Below are 16,265 nucleotides of genomic sequence, written 5' to 3'. Positions count from 1 at the left end.
TCAGCGACTGATCGGCGCGCAGGCGGCTTCCATCCATGCCAGTGCTTCGCCTTCCAACTGCGGGGCGAGCACGTCGCGCACTTTCGCGTGGTAGCTGTTCCACCAGCCGATTTCGGCATCGCTGAGCAGATCGACATCCACCAGCGTCCGGTCAATCGGCACGAAGGTGAGCGTTTCGAAGCCGAGCCAGTCGCCTTCCTGCCCCTCGATCTGCCGCTCTTCCACCAGCACCAGATTCTCGATGCGGATGCCGTAGGCATTGTCCTTGTAGTAGCCCGGCTCGTTCGAAAGGATCATCCCCGCGAGCAGTTCCTGATCGGTGCCCGCCTGTCCGCCGCGCCCCTTGGCGATGCGCTGCGGCCCTTCGTGCACGGCGAGGAACGCGCCGACCCCGTGGCCGGTGCCGTGGGCGTAATCGACGCCCGCCTGCCACAGGAATTGCCGCGCCAGCACATCCAATGCGCTGCCCGGCGTGCCGGTGGGGAAGACCGCCATGTCGAGCGCGATGTGGCCCTTAAGCACGCGGGTGAAGCGGTCTTTCACTTCGGCAGGCGGCGCATCAGGGCCTATCCAGACGGTGCGGGTGATGTCCGTTGTGCCGTCGGCATATTGCCCGCCGCTATCGAACAGATAGACGCTGTTGGGCACCAGCGGCAGGCAGGTTTCCTCGCTCACGCGGTAATGGCACAGCGCGCCGTTGGAGCCCGCACCCGAAATCGTGTCGAAGCTCAGATCGAGCAGTTCGGGATTGGTCTTGCGGAAATCGTGCAGCTTGGCGGCGGTAGACAGTTCGTCCACCGTGCCCTTGGGCCCTTCGCCCTCCAGCCATTGGAGAAAACGCGTCACCGCAGCCCCGTCGCGCGCCTGCGCATTGCGGTGGCCCTGCTGTTCGGCGGGGTTCTTGATCGCCTTGGGCAACACGGCGGGATCGGTTTCGAGGACGGCCTGCGCGCCAACCTCTTCCAGCCGGTCGAAAATCGCATAGACGCTGCGTTCGGGATCGACCGCCACGCGCTTGCCCGCAAGCTCGGCGAAGGCGGCGGAGAACTCGTCGCGTGCGCGGATGCGCACGGCATTGCCCAGCTTCTCGGCAACCTCGTGCGGCACCTTTTCGGGCGCGATGAACCAGTCCGCCGTGCCATCGGCCTGCACCATCAGATAGCTGAGCGCGACCGGCGTGTGATCGACATCGGCGCCGCGCACATTGAGCGTCCATGCGACGCTGTCCAAGGCGCTGATGACCACCGCGTCGAGCTTCTCGGCTTGCAACCAATCGGCGATGGCCCCGCGCTTGTCGGCGCTGGAGCGGCCCGCCAGCGCATCGTCCTGCACGAAGGCGGGGGCCATGCTCGGTTCGGGCTGGTCGGCCCACACCGCGTCGATCGGGTTGCTGTCTACGGGGTCCAATTCCATGCCCGCCTTGGCCAGCCGCGCCGCCATCGCTTTCGCCCAGCCGCGCGTGTGCAGCCACGGATCAAAGCCGATGCGCGCGCCTTCCTGGGCGTGCGCGGCGATCCAGTCGCCCGGCTGGTCTTTGGGCACCGACATATAGTCGAACAGCTTTCCATCGACCTGGTCGCGCACTTGGATGGTGTAGCGGCCGTCGACAAACATCGCCGCGTGATCCTTCAGCACCACCGCGCTGCCCGCGCTGCCGCCAAAGCCGGTGAGCCACGCAAGGCGCTGCGCATAGGCGCCGACATATTCGGACAGATGCTCGTCACTGATCGGCACGACAAATCCAGCGAGCTCGCGCCGGGCGAGTTCCTCGCGGAGGGCGGAGAGGCGGGCTTCGTGGGTTTGCATCAACATGGCTTGCAGTCCTTTCTTTGCGCCTACATAGGCCGGTTCTATGAGCGATTCCACCCGTCCGCCGATTGCGGCCAAACGCCCCGTCTCTTCCACCTATCACGGCATCACGCTGACCGACGATTACGCCTGGCTGCGCGATCCCGGCTATCCCGAGGTGACGGACGCGGAAATCCTTGCCCATGTCGAGGCGGAGAATGCGTATTTCGAGGCGCAGATGGCCCCGCATCAGGCCAGAGTCGATGCGCTGTTCAAGGAAATGCGCGCGCGCATCAAGGAGGACGATGCCACCGTTCCGCAGAAGGATGGTGATTTCGAATACTGGTCCGAATTCGAGGAAGGCGGGCAGTATCGCAAATTCTATCGTCGCCCCGCGGGCACGGATGAGAAGCACCTGATCCTTGACTGTCCTGCCCTCGCGGAAGGCCTCGAATATTTCAAACTCGGCGCGCTCTCGGTAAGCGAGGACGGGCGCTATCTCGCTTACTCGACCGACACGACCGGCGGCGAGTTTTTCACCGGCTTCATCAAGGATCTGGAGAGCGGCGCGCTGCTGCCCGACCGCATCGAGAACGTGAACACCGATCTTGTGTGGGCGGCAGGTGACAGCGTGATCGTCTATGGCCGCGCGAACGAACAATGGCGCGTCGACCGCATTTTCGCGCACCGCGTAGGCGAGATGAGCGAGGATATTGAGCTGTATCACGAGGCGCAGCTCGGCTTCACCGCCTCGCCGGGCCTGTCGTCCAACCGCGAATGGCTGATGATCGGCGCGGGCGACAACGAGACCTCCGAAGTCTGGCTGCTGCCCGCCAGCGATCCCTTCGCCACGCCGCTGCTGGTGAAAGCGCGGCAGACGGGCGTGGAATATGATGTCGATGTGAGGGACGATACGCTCTTCGTTCTCACCAATGACACCCACGTCAACTTCCGCCTCGCCACCGCGCCGCTGTCCGCGCCTGCCGAGTGGACGCCGCTGATCGAAGGTTCGGACGAATTCTACATCACCGGCTTTGATCTGTTCCGCGACTTCTACACCGTAGAGGGGCGGCTGGCCGGGCTCGACCAGATCCAGATCCGTTATTACGACGATCCGGCGCGCGTAGAGAGCATCGACTTTCCGCAGGACACCTTCACCGCTGGGCTCGGCAACAATCCCGAATGGGCGATGGAGAAGCTGCGGCTGCATTACCAGAGCCCGATCACGCCCGACACGGTGTATGATTACGACGTCGCCAGCCGCGCGCTGGAGGTGCTCAAAGTGCAGGAAGTGCCGAGCGGGTTCGATCCCGATCTCTACACGGTGGAGCGGCTGCACATCACCGCGCGCGACGGGGCCGAAGTGCCGGTCAGCGTGATGTATCGCAAGGACAGGCCCGCAGGTGGCCCGCTGCATCTCTATGCCTATGGTGCCTATGGCTATGCCGTGCCGCCCGGATTCTCGGTGACGCGGCTGAGCCTGGTGGATCGCGGGGTCGCCTATGCTATCGCGCATATTCGCGGCGGCGATGATCTGGGGCGCGAATGGTATTTGGCTGGCAAGATGCAGGCGCGCACCAACACCTTCAACGACTTTGTCGATGTGGCGCGCGGCCTAGTCGCCATGGGCTACACCGCAGCTGGCAAGATCAGCGCAAGCGGCGGCTCGGCAGGCGGCGAGCTGATGGGCGCGGTGATCAACCAGGCGCCCGAATTGTGGGGCGCAATCGTCGCGCACGTGCCCTTCGTCGATGTGCTCAACACCATGCTCGACGAGAGCCTGCCGCTCACCCCTGGCGAATGGCCCGAATGGGGCAATCCCATCGAGAGCCGGGAGATGTTCGAGCTGATCCGTAGCTACTCGCCTTACGATCAGGTGCGCGCGCAGGCCTATCCGCCGATGCTGGTGACCGCAGGGCTCAACGATCCGCGCGTCACCTATTGGGAGCCCGCCAAATGGGTCGCCAAGCTGCGCGAACTCAAGACCGACGACAATGTGCTGCTGCTGAAAACCAATATGGGCGCGGGCCATGGCGGCAAGTCGGGCCGCTTCGAAGGCCTGCGCGAAACGGCGGAGGAAGTGGCATTCGTCCTTTGGCAGTTGGGGGTGGAGGGGTGAGCAACACATACTCCCGCCAGTTCACCGCGCTGCCCGAACACATCGACGTGAACGGCCACGTCAACAACACCGTCTGGTTGCGCTGGATGGAGGATTTGTCGGGCGAGCATTGGGAGCGCCAAGCGCGCGCGGAAGACCGCGACATCTATGCATGGTTCGTGCTGCGGCACGAGATCGATTATCGCGGCAATGTGGGGGTGGGCGCGGTGGTGACGGGCACCACCGAAATCCTCGAAGGCCCCAAGGGCCCGCGCTTCAACCGGCATTACCGCTTCACCGATAGCGAAGGCAAAGAGCTCGTCCGCGCCAAGACGACTTGGGCGATGATTGACCGGGCGACAGGCAAGCTGATGCGCGTGCCGGGCGAAGTCGCCGCGCCGTTTATGCCTGCGGGCGGGTGGGGTTGAGGTTACGCAGCGTGTCGCCGGTCGGCACTGCGCCGGTCGCGGCGGCGCGGGCGGAAGACTTTGAGCCGTTCGCTCACGGTACGGTCGCGGCCCGCATTCTTTGCTTCATACAGCAGCCGGTCCGCGCGTTCGTACAAGCCGTAGAAATCCATGTCCGGCGCGGTTTCCGGGCTCAGCTCGATGAGGCCCATGCTGGCTGTAACCCGGTGCGCATCGCCGAGCGCCGCTCTGCCCGCTAGGCCCACCGCAATACGCCGTCTTTCCGCGCGTTCGAAAACCCCGTCCCCGCGCAAGAGCAGGACGAATTCCTCGCCGCCCATGCGCACGACGATGGTATCCTCATCGGGCCCCAGCGCGTCCGCAACCGCGCACAACACGTCGTCACCCGCTGCGTGCCCGAAGGTATCGTTGATCGCCTTGAAATGGTCGAGATCGAGCACGGCGAGCGAGGTAAAGCCGTCGGCATGAAGCTGGGCATAGCGTTCGGTAATGATCCGGCGATTGTAGAGATCGGTCAGCGAATCGCGCTCTGACACGCGTTCGAGCAGCCGTGCGGTGTCGCGGGCGTGGTCACGCTCCTGCCGCAGGATCAGGAAGCGGTCGGCCACGGCTATGGCCGTCACCACCGCCTGCCAGCTGAGCGCGAGATGCTGCCACAGCACGGCGTGGAAACGGATTTCGAAATTGGTGGCGAGCGCCAGCACCACCCGCAGCGTGCCGATCACCACCAGCGGCAAAAAGCCAGCCAGAATAAAGCGGCTCGCCCGGCTGCCGCTCAGCAGCGACTGCGCCAAAGCATAGCCGAGCCCGACCAGAAACAGGACATATCCGCCGTAATAGACAAAGGCGATGGCATCACCGATAGTCTGGCCGAGCGTCACCCGCATCGTGCCGAGCACAAGCGCCAAAGCGCCAATGGCATAAAGCAACCGCCGCGATGTTGCGCTCAGCCTGTCCGGCTCGATAAAATTGACCGCGAAAATGACGCTGGTTGCGGTGATCAGATCGAAGCTCAGATGCAGGATCATGAACTGCGCGGTGCGCGGTATATCGAACAGCAGCGGCAACAGCCCGCCGAGCGCGGCGATCTGCACCATGGCGAGCACGCAATAGGCGAAATGGTACGCGGCGTATCGCGAACGCAGCACACGGAAATGGCCGAGCCCGATCAAAACGGGCAGCAGGAGCAATCCGCACAGCGTTGCGGCAATCAGCTGATCCGCATTGGCGAGCAGTGCGTCGGGCGCGGTGTCCACCAGCTCGAAGCGGTCGATCACGCCCGCCCGCTCGGGCGCATCGATCCGCACGATGACGGCCTGCGCTTCGCCAGCGATGGATGGTGCTTCGACGCGGGTCTTCCAGACCGGCGAGGTGGGCAGCAACTGCTCCACTGTCAGCCAGCCCGAGCTGGCAATTTCCCGCTCGCCAACCGTGACGATTGCGAACCGCTCGAACGTGTCGAACTCGCGGTAGGTGTGCGAATTAACGAGCAGGCCGGGCTGCGCGATAGCGCTGTCACCAAGGCCAAAGCGCACGGCAATCTGCTGCGTGCCCGCAGGCAATTCCTCCAGCGTTCCGCATGACCAGCGAGCGGGATCGCGGGCAATCGCCGCCATTGTCTCTGCCGGATCGACGATGGTGTGGCAGGGCAGCTCTGAAGGGTAGGTCAGGCCGCTATTGGGGTCTTGCGCCAAGGCGTGCGCGGGCATCAGCGCAAACAGCACTGCCAGCGCCCCGACATACAGCCGGGCGAGCCAACGGGTCGCACCACCGATCATGGCGCAACTCTAGGGCAGGATGCGTAAGGGAGGCGTTAACGCTTGGCTGCGCAATCGGGTGATTGCTCAGGCAATGGCCTCTTCGATGGGCAGCAGATCATAGCCCAGCTCGCTCGCGACTGCCGGATAGGTCACCTTGCCCGCATGGACATTGAGACCCTGCGCCAGATGCGGGTCGGCGCGCATGGCTTCCTTCCAGCCCTTATTGGCGATGCGCAGAGCGTGCGGCAGCGTGACATTGTTGAGCGCATAGGTGCTCGTGCGGCTGACCGCGCCGGGCATATTGGCAACACAATAATGCACAATGTCGTCAACCACATAGGTGGGATCGTCATGCGTGGTGGCGTGGCTGGTTTCAAAGCAGCCACCCTGGTCGATAGCGACATCAACCAGCACCGCGCCGGGCTTCATCGTCTTGAGCATCGCGCGGCTCACCAGCTTGGGCGCGGCGGCGCCCGGAACCAGCACCGCGCCGACAACCATATCTGCCTCGGCCACGGCTTCCTCGATATTGGCGCGGCTGGCGAAGCGGGTGCTGGCGCGCGCTTCGAAATGGGTGCCGACCTTTTCCAGCACTTCGGGGTTCAAATCCATGATGACGGTATCCGCACCCAGCCCGGCAGACATTTGCGCCGCGTTAAAGCCGACCACACCGCCACCGATAATCACAACCTTGCCCGGCATCACGCCCGGCACGCCGCCCAGCAGCACGCCCCGCCCGCCATGCGCCTTTTCGAGCGCGCTGGCGCCCGCCTGGATGCTCATCCGGCCCGCGACCTGGCTCATCGGCTTCAGCAGCGGCAAGCCGCCATGCGGGCTGGTGACGGTTTCATAGGCAATCGCGGTGCAACCCGATTTCACCAGGCCCTCGGTCTGCGCCGGATCGGGTGCAAGGTGGAGATAGGTGTAGAGCACCTGGCCCTCACGCAAACGGGCGATTTCCTCGGCCTGCGGTTCCTTCACCTTCACGATCATTTCGCATTCGGCGAAAATCTCGGCAGCGGTGGCGATCACTTTCGCGCCGCGTTCCTCGTAATGGGAATCGAAGGCGCCGATCCCCGCGCCCGCGCCGCTTTCGACCCACACTTCGTGGCCATTGGCGACCAGCTCGCCCGCGCTTTCCGGCGTCAGGCCGACACGGTATTCGCGGTTCTTGATTTCCTTGGGGCAGCCGATGCGCATGGGGGAGTCTCCTTCTCGCCAATTCCGTTACTTTTGAAACCGGATTCGCGCAAGTAGAGCCGCTCTCCTAAACCGCGAGATGCTCCAGCCCCGGCACGGTGATCGTGCGCGCGCCGCCGAAATCCTCGTGCACGGCGATGAGCCCGGTCTTCTCCAGATGATCGAGCAGGCGGCGGATGCGGCCGGGGGATGCGGTGCCGTAAGCGCGCGCGAGTTCGTCCTCGTCAGGCGCCTTGCGGCCCTGCGCGGCGGCGACGCAAATGGCGAGATAGGCTGCAAGCACATCGTCATCGACATTGGCGGCCATCGCCTCCACCCGCGAACGCAGCGGTGCGTCAAGCCGGTCGAACCCCGCGCTGGCGAAAGCGAACAGGCGGCGGAAGGCGGGCATATCGACATGCGCCGAGGCAATGCCGCGCTGGCGGCAGCGCGTGGCGAAATCGCGGAACAGCGTGGCGGCGGGGCGAAAGGTTGCGCCCTCTTCGGCCGCCATTTCCGCCAGCACATCATCGACCGATCCGGTTTCGATGCGCTGCGGTGTTGGTTCGGCTGCTTCCGCCTTCGCCGCAATCGCTTCCACCAGCGCGCTGGCATCGGGCGCGGGGCGCGGGGGAGGGGGTGGCGGCGCGCCCGAACCGATCAATGATCCGGAGGATGCGGAGGGCGGCGCGGGGGCAGGGCGTCGCCCTCCGCATCCTCCGGATCATTGATCGGTTCGGGCGCGGGGCGGTCCTTCTTGGGCTTTTCCGGCTTGAACGGATTGCTGGGGCCGCCGAGCTTGGGCCGCTTGCCCGCCCATTCGGGAAGCGTGAGGAAGCGCGACCAGTCGAGCGCGAAAATCCGCCCCGCAAGGAAAGCGCCGCCCACCAAAGCCAGCACCCCGCCGGCAAGGATCGTCCAGAATTGCGCCGCATCGGGCAGTAGACCCGCAACCGCGCGGATGCTCCCTTCGCCGAGCAGGCCTGCCAGTCCGCCCAGCCCCGCGGGAAACGCGCCGCCCCAGCCCGCACCTTCGCGCGTATCGGTGACGAGCGAGAGAACGGTGGAGAGCAGCGCCATTGCCAGCAGCATGAACGCCACGGTGCGCCACCACGAACCGCCCCAATCCTCCTCCTCGTCGGCATCGCGCCACAGCTTGCGCGCGAACACGTACGTCAGCGGCAGGAACAGCACGGCGACGAGGCCAAATCCGGTCAGCGCCAGATCGGCGGCAAATGCGCCGGGCTTGCCCATCCAGTTGTCCACCACATCGCCGGCGGCAGTGGAGAGCGAGGGATCGGTCTGGCTGTAGCTCATCAGCGCGATGGCGAGGAAAATGGTGAAGGCGTAAAGGATCACGGCCCCCGTCAGCTGCGCGCTGCGGGCAAGCGAATGGCGGAAAGCGGCTTTCCAGTCCGCGCCGGTCTGAACGGCTCTGCTGGCCATGATGGATACCTTTTGTCTTTACGTCCCTTTGGCGAGAATCCCACAGTGGGACTCGGGGGTCAAATTGTTTGTTTTTCGAAGCCGCATCCGCGGCTTCGTCCTCGCTAGACGCGCTTCGCTCCGCTACGCGCCCGCTGCGGGCGGGCAGTCGCCCTTGCCCTCGGCTTGCAGCCGAGCGAGCTCCTCGACACCGCATCCAACTCGGACTGGTTTCGTGCGCGCCCAGCGCACGACCGAGCCCGAACGGGCGACCGCAGGTGCCGCGCAGCGAAGCGAAGCGAATAGCACCGAGGACGAACCCGCGCGTGCGGGTTCACGAAACAAAACCAATACCTGCCCAGCGTGGCCATTGGAGACGCCGGGCGCGGTGGCTGTCCATCCCGCCCAGCGCAATCACCGGCGCTTGCGAATGCCGCGCCAGATGCAGGAACCGCTGCGCGCCCAGTGTCTTGGCCCCCGGATGCGAGCGGGTCGGGAAGACGGGGGATAGCATGACCGCGTCCGCTCCAATGCGGTTCGCCTGCGCGATCTCGCGCAGATTGTGCGCGGTGGCGATATGCAGCAGATCGCGGCGGCGCGGGGTGAGCGAAAGCGGCGCGCCATAGATCCCGTCCGCTCCCCATTCGCGCGCGGTGAGCGCGCTGTCCGAAAGGATCACCAGATGTCCTTGCGCCCGCGCGATCCGCGCCAGCGCCCGGAACCGCGCATATCGCTCGACCGGCGGCAAGTGGTAGTGGCGGAAAACCACCGCCGAACCGCCATGGCGCGTGTCCGGCAAAAATCCGAGAACTGTCTCGAGAGCTTTGTCGTTGCGTTCGTCGGTCAAAAGCCAGACGTTCGGAATGCGGGGCTGGATTGCGGCCATGGGCAGGCTATAGCGCGCGCATGACCGACAGCGCCACTCGCCTTTCCGACCTCCAAGCCGAAATCGCCAAAGCGTGCACCATCGCCCGCCGCAAGCCGGAGGAGGTTACGCTGATTGCGGTGAGCAAGACGCATTCGGCAGCGGACATCGCCCCGCTGATCGCCGCCGGGCAGCGCGTGTTCGGCGAAAACCGCGTGCAGGAAGCGCAGGACAAATGGCCCGAATTGCGCGAGAAAACGCCCGATCTGGAACTGCATCTCGTCGGCCAGCTGCAATCGAACAAGGCAGATGAAGCCGTCGCATTGTTCGATTGCATCCACTCGCTCGACCGGCCCTCGCTGGTGACGGCGCTGGCCAAAGCCTTCGACAAAGCGGGCCGCCAGGTGCCGTGCTTCGTGCAGGTCAATATCGGCGCAGAGGAGCAGAAGGGCGGCTGCCCGATTGCCGCCTTGCCCGACCTGCTTGCCAAGGCGCGCGAGGCCGGGATGCCGCTCGCCGGGCTGATGTGCGTTCCACCCTATGGCCTTGAATCCGCACCCTATTTCGCGCTGATGGCGAAACTGGCGGACGATCACGGGCTGGCCGGGCGCAGCATGGGAATGAGCGGCGATTTTGCGACCGCGATCATGCTCGGCGCAACGCATATCCGCGTCGGCACCGCCTTGTTCGGCGAACGCAGCGGTTGACGGCAGCAGCGGCGCGCCGCAATTTGCGCGCAACTCTATGATAAAGGCAATTCCCATGCGCTTCGCCCTCCTCTTGCTGGCTCCCGCCCTCGCCATTTTCGCCACCCCCGCCGCCGCGCAGGATAGCGCCAATCCCTACGCCGCCTGCGCTGCGATCACCGATAATGCGCAGCGGCTCGCGTGTTTCGATGCCACCTATGCCGAGCAGACCGTGGTGATTGCCGAGCGCGAGGAGGCTGTGGCGGCACAGCGCGAGGAAGTGTTCGGCTTCCGCGAGCAGGACGATGTGATCGAGCGCCAGCCGGAAGTGGCGGTTCTGACCGTCACCGTGCAGGAAATTCTGCAAGGCAACCGCCGTTCGCAGGTGCTGCTGATGGATAATGGCCAGCTCTGGCGCGAAATCGACGGAGGGACGCTGCGCAACCGGGTGCGCGAAGGCTGGACCGGGACGATCACCCGCCATTGGAGCGGCGCCTATGAAATCCGCTTCGAAGGCCGCTCGGGCTATCTGCGCGTCGCGCGGATGCGTTAGGCGGATCGCGCGGGGGAAATATTGCGGTTTGTAAAACCTTTCCTTAACCCGCGCAGTTGTAAAACGCTCCTGCAACCATGCTTTTGGTGTCTTTGCATAGTTAACAGGTGGTGTGATGTTTCCCGCACGGCAGTCAGGCGAAATTTCGGAACGCGCAAGCGCCGATCGGCGTCATGAGCGCGAACGAGTTGAAATAAATTGCGAAATCCGCGTCGGCACAAAGGCCTGGCGCAAGGCGCAGATTGCCGATCTGACGCCCGAAGGTTTCCAGGTGCGGATTTTCGATATGCCGCCGCGCGGCACTACGCTGTTCTTGCGGTTTGCCGGTATCCAGATGCTCAATGCCGAAGTGTGCTGGGCCCGCGCCGACACAGCCGGGTGCCGCTTCGTGGTGCCGATCAGCCAATACGTCTTCGATCACATCATCGCTACAGCCCGCTAAACCACGACGCTTAGGCCGCCGCTTCGGCCAGTTCGCGCTCGCCCGCGGCGATGGCGGATAGCAGCGCCTGCTCCACCCGCTCTAGCCGTTCCGGCGACGTCAGCTTCATGCCCAGCAGATCGGTCACGTAGAACGTATCGACCGCGCGCTCGCCATAATGGGTGATATGCGCCGAATTGATCAGCAGGCTTTCCTCGAACATGGCCCGCGTCAGGCGGTTGAGCAAGGCCGGGCGGTCGGTTGCATTGACTTCGATCACGGTGAAGCGGTTGGAAGCCTGATTGTCGAAGGACACTTCGGCGGCCACGCTGAAACTTTCCGCCCGCATCTGCTTCAGGGGCCGCTTGGCGAGACTGGGTACCATGTCGATCTTTCCGGCAAGCCCGTCCTCGATGGCTTTCTTGAGGCGCAGAAGCTGCGCGGGTTCGCTGAACGGGCGGCCGAGCGGGTCTTGCACCAGGAAATTGTCGAGCGCCTTGCCCACGCGGTTGGTGTGGATGCGCGCGTCGATGATATTGCCGCCTGCCAGATGGATGGCCCCGGCAATGCGGTAAAACAGGCCGGGGTGATCGTCGCTGATGACGGTGACCAGCGTCGCGCCGAATTCGCGGTAGTATTCTGTGTGGATCGACAGCGAGTGCTTGGCAGCGACCGCCGCGGCATAATGCGGCAGGTTGATCGCGATCACGTCTTCGGGTTCGGCAATCCAGTAGGTGTCGCCGAAAACTTCCGCGAAATCCTCCACCAGACCGGCTTTTCCGCCGAGCAAATCTGCCACGCGTTCCTTCTTGACCGCCACCCGCTCGGCGCGGCCATGCGATTTGTGGCCCAGCCGCAGCCGTTCCTGCGCCGCTTCGAACAAATCGGCGAGCAATTGCCGCTTCCAGCTGTTCCAGATGCCCGGCCCGACGGCGCGGATATCGACAATGGTGAGCACGGTCAGCAGCCGCAGCCGTTCAAGGCTCTGCACTTCGCCGACGAAATCGATGATCGTTTTTGGATCGGCCAGGTCGCGCTTGAACGCGGTGGCGCTCATCAGCAGGTGATAGCGCACCAGCCAGGCGACCAGTTCGGTTTCCTTCTCGTCCAGCCCCAGCCGCGGGCACAGCTTGCGTGCCACGTCTGCGCCCAGCACCGAATGGTCGCCGCCGCGCCCCTTGGCGATATCGTGCAGCAGCACCGCGACATAGAGCACACCGCGATTGGCGAGTTGCGGCAGGATGGCGCTGGCAAGCGGGTGATCCTCGGCCAGCTCCCCGCGCTCGATGCCGCTCAGCAAGCCGATAGCGCGGATCGTATGTTCGTCCACCGTATAGTGGTGATACATATCATACTGCATCTGCGCGTTGACCTTGCCGAAATCGGGCACGAAACGGCCGAACACGCCCGCCTCGTTCATCCAGCGCAGCACGGTTTCGGGATCGCGGCGGCCTGCCAGCACATCGAGGAACAGCGCATTGGCACGTGCATCGCGGCGGATAGCGGGTGTAATCAGCGCCCCATCGCGGCGCGCCATGCGGATGGTGCCGGGATGCACTTCCAGCCCCTCGCGCTCGGCAATCGCGAACACTTCCACCAGCCGTACCGGATCCGTGCGGAACCAGTCGTCGGCAGGCACGGCGATTTTGCCGCTATCGACCGTATAGCCGCCAATCTTGCGCGCCCGGCCCTTGCGCATGGCGGAGAAGAATTCGGTTACGCGGTTCTTTTCCGCCGTCTGTTCTTCCAACTGGGCGAGGAACACGCCCGTGAGGTGGCCGACCTGTTTCGCTTGCAGGAAATACATCTGCATGAAGCGTTCAACCGCGCTTTTGCCCGGCCGGTCGGCATAGTTCATCCGCGCGGCGACTTCGCGTTGCAGATCGAAGGTCAGCCGGTCTTCGGCGCGGCGGGCAATGGTGTGCAAATGCGCGCGCACCGCGAGGAAGAAGGTCTCCGCGCGGCGGAAAGTGCGGTATTCTTTCTCGCTGAACAGCCCCTTTTCCACCAGCTCCGCCGCGCTGGAGACGTGGTAGACATATTTGCCCATCCAGTAGAGCGTTTGCAGATCGCGCAGGCCGCCTTTGCCTTCCTTGATATTGGGTTCGACCACGTAGCGCGAATCGCCCATCCGCTGGTGGCGGGCATTGCGTTCTTCCAGCTTCTCCTCGACGAAGCTGCGCTGCGAGCCGGGGACGACCTCGTTCCAGAATTGCGCGCTGGCCGCATCGTACACCGCCTGATCGCCCCACAGAAACCGCGCTTCGAGCAGCGCGGTGCGGATCGTCAGATCGGCCTTCGCCATGCGCGCGGACTCGGCCAGCGAGCGGGTCGAATGGCCCACCTGCAAATTCAGATCCCACAGATAATATAGGATCGCCTCGATCACCTGTTCGCACCAGCTGGTTGGCTTGTCGGGGGTGATGAACGCCAGATCGACATCGGAGAACGGCGCCATTTCCCCGCGCCCGTAGCCGCCCACGGCAAGCAGCGCGATGCGTTCCCCGCTCGACCGGTTGCCGACCGGATAGACATCGTCGATCACGTGATCGTGGATCACGCGGATCAACTGGTCGATCAAAAAGGCGTGGCCATGCGCGTGTTCGTGCCCAGCACCCGGACGGTCGGCGAGCCGTTGGCGCAGCACGTCTCGCCCCTGTTCCAGTGCCTCTTTCAGCGCCGCCACGATAGCGCGGCGACCCGACGGGGCGCCTTCGGCCTCGACAATGGCGGCAATGCGGGCGGCCAGCGCGCGCCGGTCGATAATTTTTCGCTGCTTGGGGATGCGGGGCAAAGTCACAGGCAAGCGAATAAGCGGGCGGGGCGCGTGATGCAAAGCTCTTCTGGGCCTCTTCCGGGTCGCAAGCTGCCGCTGGCCAGTGACGCGAGGCTTTAACCTTGCGCTGCTCTATGCCAAAGCAGGCCGGTGAACGGGCCGCTCACGGTCGCAACGCCATAGGGCTGATTTGACAATGCTGGACATTCTCGCCGCCGCGTCTGCGGACATTATCCGTTTCGAGGATCTCGGCCTCAGCCCGCATATCGATCTGGGTTTCTTCCAGCTCAAATACTATTCGCTCGCTTATCTGATCGGGCTGCTGTTCGCCTATTGGCACCTTTCGCGCATGATTACCTATCCCGGCGCGCCGATGGGGCAGGTGCACGTGGACGACCTGTTTTTCTATTGCACGCTGGGCGTCATCCTTGGCGGGCGGCTGGGCTACGCGACCTTTTACGATCCATCGCTTTGGACGACGTTTGAAGAGGATGCCTTTGTCAGCTGGCGCGTGCTGCGCCTGTGGGACGGGGGGATGAGCTTCCACGGCGGGCTGCTCGGCGTGGGGCTGGCGGTTGCGTGGGTGGCGTGGCGCGGCAAGCTGCCGCTGATCCGCGTGTGCGACTATATCAGCGTCAATGTCGGCGTCGGGATGCTGCTCGGGCGGCTGGCGAATTTCGTCAATGGCGAGCTGTGGGGGCGCGAGGCTGGTCCCGATGCGCCGATCCGGATGATTTTCCCCAGCGATCCCGCTGGCCTCGCCCGCCATCCCAGCCAGCTGTATCAGGCGTTTGGCGAGGGCTTGGTTGTGCTCGTGGTGATGTTGAGCCTGTTCTGGTTCACCCGCGCGCGTTTCCGCACCGGCCTCCTTTTTGGCACGTTCGCGGTGTTGATGGGCGCGGCGCGCATCACCAATGAATTCTTCCGCCAGCCCGATGTACAGCTCACCGAATTTGCCGAACGCACCGGATTTTCGATGGGCCAATGGCTGAGTATGCCGCTGGTGCTGCTCGGCATCGGAATGATCGTCTGGTCGTTAACCCGGCCTCCACTTGGCTCTGGCAAGACCGCTGCGAAAGCCGGTGCCAATAGTGGCGAGGCGAGCGAAGCGGGGGCCGCTTGAACGATTTTCGGGATGAACTTGCCAAGCGCGATCTGGGCGACACGTTTCGCCGCCTGATCGCGTCGACCGGGCCAATCAGCCTGGCGCATTTCATGGGTGAATCCAACCAGCGCTATTACGCTGACAAGCGCCCGATTGGCGGGCAGGGCGGCGATTTCATTACCGCGCCCGAAGTCAGCCAGATGTTCGGCGAGCTGATCGGCCTGTGGATGGCGGATATGTGGATCCGCGCAGGGCGCACAGAGCCTGTCCATTATGTCGAGCTTGGCCCCGGCAAAGGCACGCTGGCGGGTGACGCACTGCGGGCGATGAAGCGCTATGGCCTCGTGCCCAAAGTGCATCTGGTAGAAACCTCGCGCCGGATGCGCGATGCGCAGATCAAAGCGGTGCCCGAAGCGGTGTACCATCACGATCTCTCGCGCATTCCCACCGCCGGGCCGATCCTGCTGGTGGCGAACGAATTTCTCGACGCGCTGCCGGTGCGGCAATTGGTCATGACCGAGGAGGGCTGGCGCGAAGTGATGGTCGATGTCGATCCCTCGGGCGCGTTTGTCGAGGTGCCGGGGCGCCAGCATATGGATTCCGCCGTTCCCGAAGCCCGCCGCGATGCGCCGCCGGGCACGGTGATCGAAACAAGTCCTGCCTCCGCCACGATCATGTTCGAAGTCGCCGGGCGGCTGAAGGAGCAGGACGGCGCGGCGCTGTTTATCGATTACGGCTATGCCGACGGACGGTCGGGTTCCACCATCCAGGCGGTGAGCGGGCACAAGAAAGTCGGCATTTTCGATGCGCCGGGCGAGGTTGACCTCTCCGCCCATGTCGATTTTGCGCAGATGGAGCAGATTGCCCTGTCGCGCGGTGCGCGGGTGCTGGGCACGGTGACACAGGGGCAATGGCTGGGCGCTTTGGGCATCGCGCAGCGCGCCGACGCGCTCGCCGAATTCGCGCCGCAGCACCGCGAGGCGCTGATGCGGGCGAAGGAACGGCTGACCGCGCCCGACCAGATGGGCGAGCTTTTCAAGGTGTTGGGCCTCGTCGCGCCCGGCTGGCCCGATGGCCCGGGTTTTGCCCGGGAGTAGCTCTCCGCAAGCCAAAGGTAACATCTGCAACCAGTTTCCCTTTGCCCTGCCGCTTGCTATGTGCCCGCGCAACGGCAAAGGATA

The 16,265-nt window shown here is 64.3% G+C and carries 14 protein-coding genes; 7 read left to right on the top strand and 7 right to left on the bottom strand.

From position 1 onward, the window contains the following. The gene (locus GC121_RS04055) at window positions 1-1,812 is read right to left on the bottom strand and encodes an aminopeptidase P family protein (protein WP_151972879.1); all 1,812 of its coding nucleotides are present in this window, start codon (window positions 1,810-1,812) and stop codon (window positions 1-3) included. Window positions 1,813-1,852: 40 nt separating this feature from the next. Here GC121_RS04055 and GC121_RS04050 point away from each other — a divergent pair, with 40 nt between their 5' ends. Together GC121_RS04050 and GC121_RS04045 are read left to right on the top strand one after the other, a co-directional pair. Then, window positions 1,853-3,907 carry a S9 family peptidase gene (locus tag GC121_RS04050; protein ID WP_151972878.1) on the top strand — a complete coding sequence of 685 codons (2,055 nt, stop codon included), beginning with the start codon at window positions 1,853-1,855 and terminating at the stop codon, window positions 3,905-3,907. Then, window positions 3,904-4,314, top strand: a complete 411-nt coding sequence (locus GC121_RS04045; RefSeq protein ID WP_151972877.1) for a thioesterase family protein — start codon at window positions 3,904-3,906, stop codon at window positions 4,312-4,314. Before GC121_RS04050 ends, GC121_RS04045 begins: the two co-directional genes overlap by 4 nt. Before the next feature lie 2 nt (window positions 4,315-4,316). On the opposite strand, the gene GC121_RS15805 is transcribed toward GC121_RS04045, so the two are convergent. The 5 genes from GC121_RS15805 to GC121_RS04020 all read right to left on the bottom strand — a co-directional run bounded on the left by GC121_RS15805 (window position 4,317) and on the right by GC121_RS04020 (window position 9,564). Then, window positions 4,317-6,092, bottom strand: coding sequence for a GGDEF domain-containing protein (locus tag GC121_RS15805; protein WP_151972876.1), 1,776 nt, complete (start codon window positions 6,090-6,092; stop codon window positions 4,317-4,319). A 66-nt stretch (window positions 6,093-6,158) separates the two neighbouring features. Then, on the bottom strand, window positions 6,159-7,274 hold the full coding sequence (gene ald, locus GC121_RS04035; protein WP_151972875.1) for an alanine dehydrogenase: 1,116 nt from the start codon (window positions 7,272-7,274) through the stop codon (window positions 6,159-6,161). 67 nt (window positions 7,275-7,341) lie between these two features. Then, window positions 7,342-7,917, bottom strand: coding sequence for a hypothetical protein (locus GC121_RS04030; protein WP_151972874.1), 576 nt, complete (start codon window positions 7,915-7,917; stop codon window positions 7,342-7,344). Then, complete coding sequence (locus tag GC121_RS04025; protein WP_151972873.1) at window positions 7,914-8,699, bottom strand: DNA translocase FtsK 4TM domain-containing protein; 786 nt, start codon at window positions 8,697-8,699, stop codon at window positions 7,914-7,916. Before GC121_RS04025 ends, GC121_RS04030 begins: the two co-directional genes overlap by 4 nt. A gap of 313 nt (window positions 8,700-9,012) precedes the next feature. Next, window positions 9,013-9,564, bottom strand: a complete 552-nt coding sequence (locus GC121_RS04020) for a thiamine phosphate synthase (RefSeq protein WP_151972872.1) — start codon at window positions 9,562-9,564, stop codon at window positions 9,013-9,015. A 20-nt stretch (window positions 9,565-9,584) separates the two neighbouring features. Here GC121_RS04020 and GC121_RS04015 point away from each other — a divergent pair, with 20 nt between their 5' ends. The 3 genes from GC121_RS04015 (at window position 9,585) to GC121_RS04005 (ending at window position 11,224) form a co-directional block, all read left to right on the top strand. After that, the gene (locus GC121_RS04015) at window positions 9,585-10,250 is read left to right on the top strand and encodes a YggS family pyridoxal phosphate-dependent enzyme (RefSeq protein ID WP_151972871.1); all 666 of its coding nucleotides are present in this window, start codon (window positions 9,585-9,587) and stop codon (window positions 10,248-10,250) included. Window positions 10,251-10,305: 55 nt separating this feature from the next. Beyond that, window positions 10,306-10,782, top strand: a complete 477-nt coding sequence (locus tag GC121_RS04010) for a hypothetical protein (RefSeq protein WP_151972870.1) — start codon at window positions 10,306-10,308, stop codon at window positions 10,780-10,782. Window positions 10,783-10,897: 115 nt separating this feature from the next. Beyond that, window positions 10,898-11,224 (top strand): PilZ domain-containing protein, encoded by a 327-nt coding sequence (locus GC121_RS04005; protein ID WP_234421308.1) that lies wholly within the window; start codon window positions 10,898-10,900, stop codon window positions 11,222-11,224. Between the two features lie 10 nt (window positions 11,225-11,234). Here the strand turns inward: GC121_RS04005 and GC121_RS04000 are convergent, their stop codons facing one another. After that, window positions 11,235-14,003: a [protein-PII] uridylyltransferase gene (locus GC121_RS04000; RefSeq protein ID WP_151972868.1), complete on the bottom strand. Its 2,769-nt coding sequence runs from the start codon at window positions 14,001-14,003 to the stop codon at window positions 11,235-11,237. A gap of 172 nt (window positions 14,004-14,175) precedes the next feature. Between GC121_RS04000 and lgt the strand changes: the two genes are divergently transcribed. Both lgt and GC121_RS03990 read left to right on the top strand, forming a co-directional pair. Next, window positions 14,176-15,102 carry a prolipoprotein diacylglyceryl transferase gene (lgt, locus tag GC121_RS03995; protein ID WP_199857743.1) on the top strand — a complete coding sequence of 309 codons (927 nt, stop codon included), beginning with the start codon at window positions 14,176-14,178 and terminating at the stop codon, window positions 15,100-15,102. Continuing rightward, window positions 15,099-16,181, top strand: a complete 1,083-nt coding sequence (locus tag GC121_RS03990) for a class I SAM-dependent methyltransferase (protein ID WP_234421105.1) — start codon at window positions 15,099-15,101, stop codon at window positions 16,179-16,181. The genes lgt and GC121_RS03990 overlap by 4 nt, the downstream gene beginning before the upstream one ends. The last annotated feature ends 84 nt before the right edge of the window (window positions 16,182-16,265 follow it).

Origin of the sequence: Erythrobacter sp. EC-HK427 (assembly GCF_902498745.1) — a bacterium.
Classification (GTDB): domain Bacteria; phylum Pseudomonadota; class Alphaproteobacteria; order Sphingomonadales; family Sphingomonadaceae; genus Alteraurantiacibacter.
Note: the sequence above shows the minus strand (reverse complement) of the source record. Positions and strands in the feature narration are given on the sequence as shown.